The sequence below is a fragment of the Neobacillus sp. B4I6 genome (assembly GCF_050434045.1).
Lineage (GTDB): Bacteria > Bacillota > Bacilli > Bacillales > Cytobacillaceae > Neobacillus.
The window spans coordinates 5,876,812-5,889,148 of sequence record NZ_JBNPWB010000002.1; the positions used below are offsets into that span (position 1 = coordinate 5,876,812).

Here is a 12,337-nt window from a genome sequence, read left to right on the forward strand (position 1 = left end):
TCTAGTAGAGTTGAATGAATTATAGCATTTATTAACTGATATGGATTAGATTCGATAAAAGAAGATAAAAGAAGATAAAAGGAGACAAAAATAGACGAGGCATGTAGATTTTCGACAACATGGCCTGTTGAATTCACTCACATTGTAGTCCCTTAAAGAAGTTGAAGGACTTTAAGACTAAAATTTGCAGGAGTGTTCCAACAACTAATAGGTAGATAGTAAGCCCTTCTGGAGATTAAAAAGACCGAGTTTCTTCTATTAAGAAAGAAATTTCTGATATTATTATTTCATACTTAAAAAGGTGTATGGAAGGATGCGTGATCGTTTGATGGACCACTATGATGTGATTATTGTAGGCGCAGGGTCTATGGGCATGGCTGCAGGGTATTATTTATCGAAGCTTGGAAAAAGGACATTATTACTAGATTCGAATGATCCCCCCCATAGCTTGGGCAGCCACCATGGGGATACTAGAATCATTCGTCATGCCTATGGAGAAGGAAGGAAATATGTTCCGCTTGCGCTCCGCGCTCAAGCATTATGGCGTGAATTAGAACAAGAATCAGGAATGGATTTGTTTTCTCCTACAGGAGTATTGTGTGTCGGTGCAGAGGGCTCTTTATTTATCGAGGAAGTTGTCAAAAGTGCAAAAGAATTTTCTTTACCTCTTGAAATACTATCAAGTGATGAGATAAATGTTCGGTGGCCAGGCTTCAAGATACCAGAAGGATCCGTAGGATGTTTAGAAAAAAATTCAGGAGTGTTATTTAGTGAAGAATGTATTCGAGCCTATCGCCGACTTGGCTTAGCGAATGGGATGACATTGGTGCCATTTACAAAAGTGGAGAAAATTGAAAAGTTTGGTGAAGGTGCCGTTGTACAAACAAATAGCGAGCAATATGTTGCTGATTATGTGGTGATCTGTTCAGGAGCTTGGACAGGAAAAATCCTCGAGGAAACAGGATTGGACATTCCTCTTCAGCCGACACGTAAGACTGTCTCATGGTTTGAATGTGATGATCTTCTTTATGATGCCAGTCATTTTCCGGCTTTCACGATCGATCTATTAAATGAACACTATTATGGCTTTCCAAATATCAATGGAAGTGGGGTAAAAATCGGAAGACATGATGGAGGAGAAAAGGTAGATCCGGATTGTTTCAATCGGGAATACGGTGTGAATTCAACTGATGAGGATGAGGCTCGAAACTTTATTAAGAAGTATCTGCCAAAAGCCAATGGTCCCCTGATTAAAGGTAAAACATGTCTTTATACACTTACTCCTGATGAGCATTTTATTATTGACCGTCACCCTTCACTTTCAAATGTCATTATCGCAGCTGGTTTTTCAGGACATGGCTTTAAATTTGCCAGCATTGTAGGAAAAATCATTTGTGATCTAGTTACGGAAGGTAAAACAAATGATGATATCTCCATGTTTTCACTTCATCGATTTTCAAGTGAATGTAGTAGTAAATAATATTGCAGTAGACTGAATGGGTAATCATCGGCATATCCTTGATTAAAAGTTGGGGTCAGAACCCTACTCATGAAAGTAAAGAAATAACGTTTGAAAAAACAAAAAAAGGTTGACTCAAAATGGTTGCAGTGTACAACTTATTGAGTCAGCCTTTGCTAACCTATGCTTATTTCAAATCTCAGTTTTTCATCAAATCCTCGCAGTACTCCCGGATTAGTTTCGAGGCTTTCGTCTGGCTGATACCGAGGTCTTCCGCGACTTTCCTTGACGATTTGTAGGTTTGGAAAGATCTTCTGATTAGTAACCGCTTCGTTTCGTCAATCGCTTTATCGAGTGAAGTGGGGAGAGCAAGCTGGGTAACTTGTTCCACGTTGTCGGTGATCATATCCGGCAAGTCGGCCACCTGGATGATTGAGTCGCTAATGACGACTAACCGTTCAATCAAATTTTCGAGCTGGCGTACATTTCCCGGCCACGAATAATGGATTAATATATTCATGCATTCTTCCGAGATAACTTTGTTGTCTTGGTATTTTTTATTGAATTGATGTAAAAAATTGTACGTGAGCGGAATGATATCTTCTTTGCGATCACGCAGCGGCGGCAGGTAAATGTCGATCACATTCAGCCGGTAAAATAAATCTTCCCGGAATCGTTTGTTATTGACCATTTCAATTAAGTCCCGGTTTGTTGCGGCGATGATGCGGATATCGACTTTTTTCATTTCGCTGCTGCCGATGGGAATGAATTGTTTATCCTGGATGACTTGTAAAAGCTTTGCCTGCAGGGCGAGTGGCATTTCCCCGATTTCATCAAGAAAAACCGTGCCGCCGTTCGCAGCTTCGATCAATCCCGGTTTTCCAGTTTTGTTTGCTCCGGTAAACGCCCCTTTTGAATAGCCGAATAGTTCCGATTCGAGCAGCTCTTCCGGAATGGCCGCACAGTTAATCGTCAGGAACGGGCCGCTTTTCCGCTTGCTGATCCAGTGGATGTAATGGGCGAGTACGCCTTTTCCTGTTCCTGATTCTCCCTGGATTAAAATCGTGGAATCTGTCGGGGCTACTTTTTCGCAAAAAGTCAGGATTCGATTGATTTTGCTGCTGTTCGTAATGAACTGGCCAGCTTCCTCCTCATGAGTGGTTTTTGACTCATTGCTCGTTCCAATCGCTTTCCCCATTTTATATGTCTGTAATTCGGTCGATGTGGTGACGACAAGTTCGATTTCCCCCTCGTCATTTAAGATGGGAATTGCCGATGTCATCAGTTCAGCTCCGATATACGTCTGCTGCCTCATGTAGCAAGGCTTTTTTCTTTTATACACTTCTGGCACTATCGACGGTTTCCAGTAGCCTTTTTCAAATAATTCGACATTGTATTTACCGATGACATCACTCGGCTTCAGCCCATAATGGCGCTCACAGGCCTGGTTAACATATAGAATCCGCTTTTCGCCGTCGAGGACGAAAATTTCATCGGAGGAATGATCGAGAATTTTTAAAAGAGTTTGCAGCGTCATCTCAATATTGCCAGTTGCCTCAGGACTTTTCATAGAATGATCCTCTCTTTTCACAAGGTAATGAGTTAATTTTGACAAAAATTTGACCATATTGAGTCAATTATAACTCAAAATGAAAGCGTTTTTAATAAAAATCAAAATTTTTTGTGTATTCTTACGGTTTTTTAAACTTGGCACACGAATTGCATATATACAATTGACAGGCGGCAAAGCATGTAGGCAATCATCATTTATTTACGGAGGAGAATGAATTATGGCTTATAACACAGTAGAAAATGCATCTAATCGGACATTTGAAAGAACATTGACTTATGACAAATACACAGATCCGAAAGTACTTGAAAAAGAAATAGATCTTGTTTTCTCTAAATCTTGGCAGCTCGTGGGGCATGTCAGTCAGTTAGAAAAAATAGGTGCTTTCTTTACGACTGAAGTAGCTAACGAGCCGATTATAGTGACTCGTGGCCAGGATGAAGTCATCCGTGCTTTTTATAACGTTTGTCCTCATCGTGCCACAAAGCTTGAAAAAAGTGAGTCAGGCAAGAAGAAAATTTTACAATGCATGTATCATGGGTGGACTTTTAAGTTAGATGGAAAATTAAACAAAGCACCGAACTTTAAAGGTGAGGATGAAGCTTGTGTACAAGACGCTTGCTTACGTCCAGTTCGTATGGAAATCATGGAATCTTTAATTTTTGTCAACTTGGACGATAACGCGAAGCCACTTAGCGAATCTTACGGCGATTTCTTCGACCGCTTGAGTAAATTCCCATTTTTGAGTGAGTTAAAAAGAACGGGCGTAACATCACGGGTGATTAAAGCGAACTGGAAAGCGTTTATTGATAATTATTTAGAGTGCGACCACTGTCATGTAGCTCATCCAGGCTTCGTTGCAGCACTTGACATGGATGATTATCAAATCATTACATGTGAAAACTATTCACTTCAAGGCTCAATTGTTAAACCTGATAAAAATTATGGAACCGTTGATTTAAATCAGGCAGAAATGCAAGGCGGATCTTTCTTCTGGTTGTGGCCAAACCTAATGTTAACAATTTACCCAGGTCCTGGGAACATGGCGTCAATTCAATTAGTGCCGATTGATCATGAAACAACTAAGATTGTGTACACTTATTATTTCCGTAACGAAAATTTGACGCAAGAAGAAAAAGACTTAGTTGCTTTTGCTGAACAAGTTCGCTTGGAAGATGTGGAACTTGTAGAGTTAGAACAAATCGGTTTCCGCTCACGTGCATTTAACAAAGGAAGATATTCGTCTTCAGAAAAAGCAATTGTACAATTTCATGAAATGGTATTGGAGGCCCTCAATGAGTAATTTAGCGAATGAAGTAAAAGTGGCGAAGCAGTTTCTCATGATCAATGGTGAAAAAGTTGAAACAACGAAATATGCTCCATTATACTCCCCTTATTCTGGGGAAGAAATCGCTCAAATTGCGATGGCGGATAAAGAACTGACTGTACAGGCCATTACTGCTGCCTATAACGCACGCGGAATAATGGCAAAAATGCCAGCGTATCAGCGGGCGGAGATTTTGGAAAACGTTGTGGCGCTATTAAAAGAGAAAGCGGATCAAGCGGCTGAAGTTATTTCTCGTGAATCAGCTAAACCAATTATGTTCGCAAAAGCGGAAGTGGCCAGAACGATTGAAACGTATAAGTTTGCGGCTGAAGAAGCAAAAAGAATCCACGGAGAAACGATACCTTTTGATGCTGCTGTTGGCGGCGTCGGCCGAATTGGTTACACGTTAAGAGAGCCGATTGGTGTCATTGGAGCGATCACACCTTTTAACTTCCCGATGAATCTTGTTGCTCATAAAGTTGGGCCGGCTATAGCGGCGGGCAATACCCTTGTCTTGAAACCAGCGTCGCAAACTCCACTGTCTGCTCTCTTTATCGCGGAAATTTTTGAAGAAGCAGGTCTTCCAGCGGGTGTATTAAATGTAGTAACAGGTCCCGGCGGCATAGTCGGTGAAGTGATTGTTGAAGATGACCGCGTAAGCATGGTAACATTCACAGGCAGCCCGAGTGTCGGAATTGGCATCCGCAATAAAGCGGGCTTGAAAAAGACGACGCTTGAACTTGGTTCAAACTCTGCATTAATTATTGACAAAGATATTGACATTGATCAAATTATTGACCGATGCATCATGGGGGCATTCTCGAACCAGGGACAAGTATGTATTTCTCTGCAGCGTGTGTATGCACATGAGGATGTATATGATGAATTTGTTGCCAAGTTCACTGAGGCAGCAAAGAAGCTGAAAATTGGTGACCCTCTTGATCCGGACACATATATTTCCGCTTTAATCTCTAAAGGGGAAGCTGAACGTGTACTAGGCTGGATCGAAGAAACGAAAGGCAGCGCTGCAACAATAGCTGCGGGCGGCAAACTTCATGATGGCGTTCTTGAGCCAACAATTATTACAGATGCGGACCATTCATTAAAAGTTTCTTGTCAGGAAGCATTTGCACCGGTTGTCGTTGTAAACAAAGTGAGTTCAGTTGAAGAAGCGATTGAGCAAGTGAATGATTCTCGGTTCGGATTACAGGCAGGCATTTATACAAACAATGTGAAAAACGCTTTATACGCTTCAAAGGAACTGCATGTGGGCGGTGTAATCATTAATGACGTGCCTACCTATCGTGTCGATCAAATGCCATATGGCGGTGTGAAAGAAAGTGGTACAGGCCGTGAAGGCATAAAATACGCAGTGGAAGAAATGACTGAAATGAAATTGGTCGTTTGGAACCAAAGCTAAAAAGCGAGGGAGATCATAGTGAAACTTTTTAAAGTAGCAGTTATTGCTGGAGATGGCATCGGTCCTGAAGTCATTACTGAAGGTGTCAAAGTATTAAAAAAAGTGGCTGAACTTGATGCGGGTTTCCAATTTAATTTCACTTACTTTCCATGGGGATGCGAATTTTATGCGAAACATGGAAAAATGATGGATGAAGATGGAATTGAACAGCTGAAAGATTTTGACGCGATTTATTTGGGAGCAGTTGGATTTCCCGGTGTCCCGGACCATATTTCACTGTGGGATTTGTTATTAAAAATCCGAAAAAATTTTGATCAGTATGTTAATATTCGGCCTGTGACACTGTTAAAAGGGGCTCACTTGCCGCTTGTGGATGTGAAACGCGAAGACATCGATATGCTGTTCATTCGTGAAAACACTGAAGGCGAATATTCAGGCGCGGGTGACTGGCTGTTTAAAGGGCAGGAACACGAAGTCGTTTTGCAAAACGGTGTATTTTCCCGTAAAGGCACAGAGCGAATCATTCGTTACGCGTTTGAAACGGCGAAAAAAGAAGGAAGATCGCTGACGAGCATTTCTAAAGGAAACGCCCTTAATTACTCAATGGTTTTCTGGGACCAGGTATTTGAAAAAGTGAGTGCAGAATATCCTGAAGTCGAAACGGCTTCTTATCTCGTCGACGCGGCGGCGATGCTGATGATTAAAGATCCAAAACGCTTTGAGGTCGTTGTGACATCGAACTTGTTCGGCGATATTTTAACGGACTTGGGGGCGGCGATTGCTGGCGGGATAGGGCTCGCTGCCGGAGCGAATATTAATCCCGAAAGAGACTTTCCGTCTATGTTTGAGCCGATTCACGGATCAGCTCCTGATATTGCAGGACAGCAGATAGCCAATCCGCTTGCCGCTATTTGGTCCGCTAGCCAAATGCTCGACTTTTTCGGCTATGAAGCATACGGAAAACTAGTGTTGGATGCGATTGAACAACTTTTGGTAGAAGATGAAGTTTTGACACCTGATATGAATGGAACTTCTACTACGTCAGACGTAGGAAACCGTGTAGTAGACCTGATGAAATCTTTAGTTTTTTCTCAAAATGTGAAAAGCTGATAGACTGATAGAGATTCATTTGATGCATTAAGTATTACATAAAAGGTCTCAATTGGCCTTTTATGTAATACCCATTTCATTTTTGTATTCGAAAATTTAAAGCGTTCTCAAACATGATGCTAAACTCACTTGTTTTTATATTACCAATACTCTACTCTAATAGAATTCGAAATAGGCAGAGAGTAAAAAGTCTCAAAATTCATACTAATTTTTCGTGAGGGGGAATTTCTGAGTGAAAGTTTTAATTTGGATCCTAGCAATAATTCCTATTATTGGTGCGTTCACAGTTGTAAACCGTATCGAGCCGTATATATTTGGGTTACCCTTCATTGTTTTTTGGGCGACGGCCTGGCTCGTTTTAACTTCATTATTTTTGTACATTATTAATATTCTAATAGATAGACAGGAGGGAATTAAATGAATAGTGCTATCTTCATTCTCTTAGCTACTCTTCTTCTTGCTTTCTATTTAGGTGTCCGTGCCCGCAAAGGACAACAGCTCGAAGAATGGGCCGTAGGCGGCCGTAATTTTGGTTCTATCACCATGTTTGTGTTAATGGCCGGTGAAATTTTTACAACGTATGTGTTTCTAGGAGGAAGCGGCGGATCCTACCGAATGGGAGGACCTATCATTTATATCTTCAACGCCTTCTGTTATATTGTGCCGTTCTGGATTTTGCCTCCCATTTGGCGTTATGCCAAAAAGCATCGAGTGATTACTCAATCTGACTTTTTTGCAAAGAAGTATAATAGTAAACCACTCGGGTTATTAGTAGCCGTTGTCGGGGTCGTTTCAATGATTCCTTATATCGTTTTACAGTTAAAAGGACTTAAAATTATTGTATCAGAGACTTCATATGGTGCGATTTCACCGAATTTAGCGGTGTGCATTGGGGTGGTTGCTGTCACAATATTTGTGACATTGTCTGGTATTCACGGTTCAGCCTCAACAGCCATTTTAAAAGACATTCTCCTTCTCGTTGTAATTCTTTTTTTAGGTATTTATTTGCCGTATCACTACTACGGCGGAATAAAGCCGATGTTTGAAACATTGGATACGGCAAAGCCGGAGTTTTTATTAATTCCTAAAGAAGGATACAGCATATCCTGGTATATTTCGACATGTTTAACGATCGGATTAGGGCAATATATGTGGCCTCAATGCTTCGGTGCAAGCTTATCATCTAAAAATGAACGGACACTGCGCCAGAATGCTGCTATTTTGCCGCTTTACCAAATCATTTTAGTATTCATTTTATTCATTGGCTTCACAGCCCTTTTACAAATTCCAAATTTACAAGGAACAGATACAGATTTAGCTCTCTTTAAAATCGCAAAAGCAACGTTCGATCCGTGGGTGGTCGGAGTCATAGGAGCCGCCGGTATCTTAACCGCACTTGTTCCGTGTTCGATGTTATTACTAACAGCCTCGACGATTTTATCGAAAAATATTTATAAGGCGATCAAACCGAATACCACCGATGAGCAAATTGGACGATACACGCGTATTTGTGTCCCTATTGTGGCGCTAATCGCTTTATTTTTCACTTTTTTCGGCGGAAACAGTATTATTGCCTTGCTGATCATGGCTTACAGCTTTGTGCTGCAATTATTCCCTCCACTGCTTTGCAGCTTATGGAAGAAAAACCCTGTGAACAAAACAGGCGCAGCTGCAGGAATCATAACCGGTGTTATCATGGTTGCTTATGTAACGATCACCAGTTCAACTATGGGGACGTTCTTTCCGAAAGCCCCTCAGTTCATAAAAGATCTTGATATCGGTATAGCAGCCCTTGTCGTTAACATTGTTTTCATGTTCGCGGTCAGTGCAATTACTAGAACATCAGTAAAAATAGAGTCAGAGATTGAGACAGAAGCGGTATAAAAAAATGCAGCACACGGTCACTAAGAACGGTTGATAAAGAGGGAGACCTTAAAAAGGTTTCAGGCTGTCGAGAAACTTTCGACAGCCTCTTATTTTCTACAATAACTTTAACCATTCACCGCGTTAATTTATTATAATATTATTAATATATAGGCTTTGCAACATGTCTGTTGATTTGCGCTCCAGGCACTTCGCTTTCCGCGGGCGTGCCGGGGAGCCTCCTCGGCGCTGAAGCGCCTGCGGGGTCTCCCCTGCCCCGTACTCCCGCAGGAGTCTGCGTGCCTTCCGCGCAAATCAACAGAGCTGTAAAATCAATAATACACTGCTCTTAACACAACCAAACAATAAAAAATTAAGTGGTGAAATCTATGTTTAAACCAAGAGTATCTACCCAAAGTGAATATGAATTTGTTTCTATTGATGAATTGGTTCCTGACAATCACCTTCTTCGTTTAATCGATAAATATATTGATCTTTCATTCCTTCTTGAAAAGGTACGTCCTTATTATAGTGATGATAACGGACGCCCTTCCGATCCCACTATTCTATTTAAAATGATGTTTATTGGTATATATATGGCATCCGATCCGAGCGACAATTACAAAGAGAAATTGAAATGAATGTTGCCTACCGCTGGTTTTTAGGCCTGAAATTTAAGGACCCTGTTCCACACCACTCAACGATTAGTTGGAATCGCCAACATCGTTTTAAAGGTACCGATATCTTTCAGGAAATATTTGATGAGATTGTTCTCCAGGCAATGAATCACAAAATGGTAGGTGGTCGTGTCTTATTTTCGGATTCTACTCATTTAAAGGCTAACGCTAATAAACATAAATTCACAAAACAAGAAATTGAAGTAGAGACTCGTGAATATTTTGATGAATTGAATAAAGCCGTAGAAGAGGACAGATTAGCTCACGGAAAAAAGCAGTTAAAGGAAAGGGAAGAAGTGAAGGAAACTAAAGAAATTCGGGTTAGTACCACTGATCCTGAATGTGGATTTATGTCTCGTGAAAATAAGCAGGAAATGTTTTGTTATCTCGATCACCGGACTACTGATATGAAATTTAACATTATTACCGATGTATATGTTACTCCTGGAAATGTTCATGAATCTGTTCCTTACCTAGGCCGGTTGGACCGTCAGGTCCAACGATTTGGATTTAAGGTAGAAGCTGTGGCACTTGATTCCGGTTATCTCACGAACCCGATTTGTAAGGGATTATCTGACCGAAATATCTTTGGAGTAATTGCCCATAGAAGATTTCATCCTACTACTGGTTTATTCCCAAAATGGAAATTTACATATGATAAAGAACGAGATCTATACGTTTGTCCTAATAATCAAGAATTACCCTACAGTACAACAAACTGTGAGGGTTATAAAGAATTTAAGTCTGATTCGAAGAAATGTGAAAACTGCCCACTTCTTTCCCAATGTACACGCTCCAAAAATAAGGTAAAAGTAGTGACACGTCATGTTTGGGAAGAGCACAAGGAAAGGGTAAGGGAAAATCGCTTATCTAAATCTGGAAAAATGCTTTATAAATTTAGAAAGGAAAAAATTGAGCGAAGCTTCGCAGACTCAAAAGAGCTGCACGGGCTTCGCTATTGCCGGTTACGGGGATTGAAGAAAGCAAACGAACAGGCTCTCCTTACGGCAGCCTGCCAAAATATGAAAAAGATTGCAACACAATTAGCAAGGCTAGAAAAAGTGTGTTGCAATTCTTTAGGTTGATTACCTCCCTGTTGATTTCCGCGGAAGGCACGCAGACTCCTGCGGGAGGACGGGGCTGGGGAGACCCCGCAGGCGCTAGCGCCGAGGAGGCTCCCCGGACCGCCCGCGGAAAGCGGAATGCCTGGAGCGGAAATCAACAGTCCCATTAGCAGGTACAATGAATAATTAAATGCTGAGAATAAAAAATTGCCGAGAAAAATACCCTTTCTCGACAATCTGAGACCTTAAAAAGGTTTCCTTCTTTTTTATGAACAGGTATTCACTTTACAATAGCAACATTGTGCTAATAGTTCGAATGATTATCTAGAGCCTTCTGTATTTCAAAGCATTATAATTTAGTTAGCTAAAGTGTAAACGCTTAAATAACGATGAAAGGTAATTAAGTTATTTTTTTGAGAGTAGTTATCTGAAAAATTAAAAAACAATGAAAAGGAGTTTTTTATGAGCAATCAAAAATATTTAATGGATGATGCCCCGCTTAATAAATTTCATCTTCGTATTACTGCACTTACTTTCGGTTCTAATTTTTCAGATGGTTTTGCTTTAGGGATTATTGGAATGGCGCTTTCATTATTAGGACCAGAAATGAAACTTGGACCTATATGGGAAGGATTAATCGGAAGCTCGGCTTTAATTGGTCTCTTTTTTGGGAGCCTATTTCTAGGTGGATTATCTGATCGCATTGGCAGACAAAAAATCTACTTAGCTAACTTTCTGATTATTACAATTGCCTCTGCTTTACAGTTTTTTGTCAATGACCCATGGACGTTATTCATTTTACGCTTATTGATCGGGATTGCATTAGGCGGAGACTACGCTGTTGGCTCGACTTTACTAGCTGAGTTTGCCCCTAGAAAGTATAGAGGATTATTGCTTTCTTCTTTAAATGTACTTTGGACAGTCGGTTATGTCGTTTCAAATATTGTAGGTTTTTATTTACAAAAATCAGGCCCGGATTCTTGGCGATGGATGCTTATGAGTGCTGCCATCCCCGCTTTCCTTTTATTAATTATGCGTTTGGGAACTCCAGAATCGCCACTTTGGTTAGTTAAAATGGGGCGTGTGGAAGAGGCTCGTGCCATCGTTAGAAAATATATTGGACCCAATGCCATCATGGATGAAACAATTAAAGAAAATTCCAAAACAGCTTTCCGTATGGTTGATCTTTTCAGTAAACATCTTTGGAAACGGACAACCTTTGGATCGTTATTTTATTTATGTCAGGTTGTTCCGTATTTCGCCATCTATACTTTTCTACCTACGATTTTAAGTAAAATGGGATTTGAGGAAACGTTTAGTATTGATATGCAACTGAACATTTTCCTGCTAGTTGGATCCATCGTTGGAGTTTGGTGTACGGAAAAGCTTACGCGAAGAAGCTTCACGATTTCTACCTTTATCATTCTTACCATTTCTTTATTTTTGTTAAGTGTATTGCCTAAGGATTCGCAAACGTTAGCGATCATTATCTTTGCTACCTTTACTTTTGCTATGTCTGCGGCATCAAACCTTACATTAGTTTATCCTGCAGAACTTTTCCCTACAGAAATTCGTGGCACAGGTGTCGGCGTAACTACTGCTGTCAGCCGAATTGGTTCTGCTATTGGAACCTTTCTGTTACCAGTTAGTGTTAGTTCATGGGGGATGGGACCATCGATGATTGCGATGAGTGTTATACTGTTGATTGGAACAATTGTATCGATCGCATGGGCACCTGAAACAAAGTATCTATCGATAAGTGATGTTAATAAACCAGAACTTGAAACGGGGAACTCTCCAAACATAGATTCTGCGCTTTCAAGCAAAAGAAATTTATCATAAGCTTT

Annotated in this window: 9 protein-coding genes; 8 read left to right on the plus strand and 1 reads right to left on the minus strand. The window is 40.7% G+C overall.

The genetic code is table 11. From position 1 onward, the window contains the following. The first annotated feature begins 313 nt into the window (after window positions 1-313). A complete protein-coding gene (solA, locus tag QF028_RS31160; RefSeq protein ID WP_429471504.1) occupies window positions 314-1,480 on the plus strand; it encodes an N-methyl-L-tryptophan oxidase in 1,167 nt (388 codons plus the stop codon). A 178-nt stretch (window positions 1,481-1,658) separates the two neighbouring features. Here the strand turns inward: solA and QF028_RS31165 are convergent, their stop codons facing one another. Then, the gene (locus QF028_RS31165) at window positions 1,659-3,029 is read right to left on the minus strand and encodes a sigma-54 interaction domain-containing protein (protein ID WP_429471506.1); all 1,371 of its coding nucleotides are present in this window, start codon (window positions 3,027-3,029) and stop codon (window positions 1,659-1,661) included. Between the two features lie 220 nt (window positions 3,030-3,249). Between QF028_RS31165 and QF028_RS31170 the strand changes: the two genes are divergently transcribed. The 7 genes from QF028_RS31170 (at window position 3,250) to QF028_RS31200 (ending at window position 12,332) form a co-directional block, all read left to right on the plus strand. Beyond that, window positions 3,250-4,332, plus strand: coding sequence for an aromatic ring-hydroxylating oxygenase subunit alpha (locus QF028_RS31170; RefSeq protein WP_429471508.1), 1,083 nt, complete (start codon window positions 3,250-3,252; stop codon window positions 4,330-4,332). Further along, window positions 4,325-5,776, plus strand: coding sequence for an aldehyde dehydrogenase family protein (locus QF028_RS31175; RefSeq protein WP_429471510.1), 1,452 nt, complete (start codon window positions 4,325-4,327; stop codon window positions 5,774-5,776). Before QF028_RS31170 ends, QF028_RS31175 begins: the two co-directional genes overlap by 8 nt. Window positions 5,777-5,794: 18 nt before the next feature. Then, window positions 5,795-6,886, plus strand: coding sequence for a tartrate dehydrogenase (locus QF028_RS31180; protein ID WP_429471512.1), 1,092 nt, complete (start codon window positions 5,795-5,797; stop codon window positions 6,884-6,886). A 232-nt stretch (window positions 6,887-7,118) separates the two neighbouring features. After that, window positions 7,119-7,307 (plus strand): DUF3311 domain-containing protein, encoded by a 189-nt coding sequence (locus QF028_RS31185; protein WP_088089896.1) that lies wholly within the window; start codon window positions 7,119-7,121, stop codon window positions 7,305-7,307. Continuing rightward, on the plus strand, window positions 7,304-8,770 hold the full coding sequence (locus QF028_RS31190; protein WP_429471514.1) for a sodium:solute symporter family protein: 1,467 nt from the start codon (window positions 7,304-7,306) through the stop codon (window positions 8,768-8,770). Before QF028_RS31185 ends, QF028_RS31190 begins: the two co-directional genes overlap by 4 nt. Before the next feature lie 368 nt (window positions 8,771-9,138). Next, window positions 9,139-10,511, plus strand: a protein-coding gene (locus QF028_RS31195; protein WP_429471516.1) for an IS1182 family transposase whose coding sequence is annotated in 2 segments (ribosomal slippage) — window positions 9,139-9,337 and window positions 9,337-10,511 — 1,374 coding nt in all. Because the reading frame shifts where the segments join, the coding sequence is not laid out codon by codon here. Between the two features lie 441 nt (window positions 10,512-10,952). Next, window positions 10,953-12,332, plus strand: a complete 1,380-nt coding sequence (locus tag QF028_RS31200) for an MFS transporter (RefSeq protein WP_429471518.1) — start codon at window positions 10,953-10,955, stop codon at window positions 12,330-12,332. The last annotated feature ends 5 nt before the right edge of the window (window positions 12,333-12,337 follow it).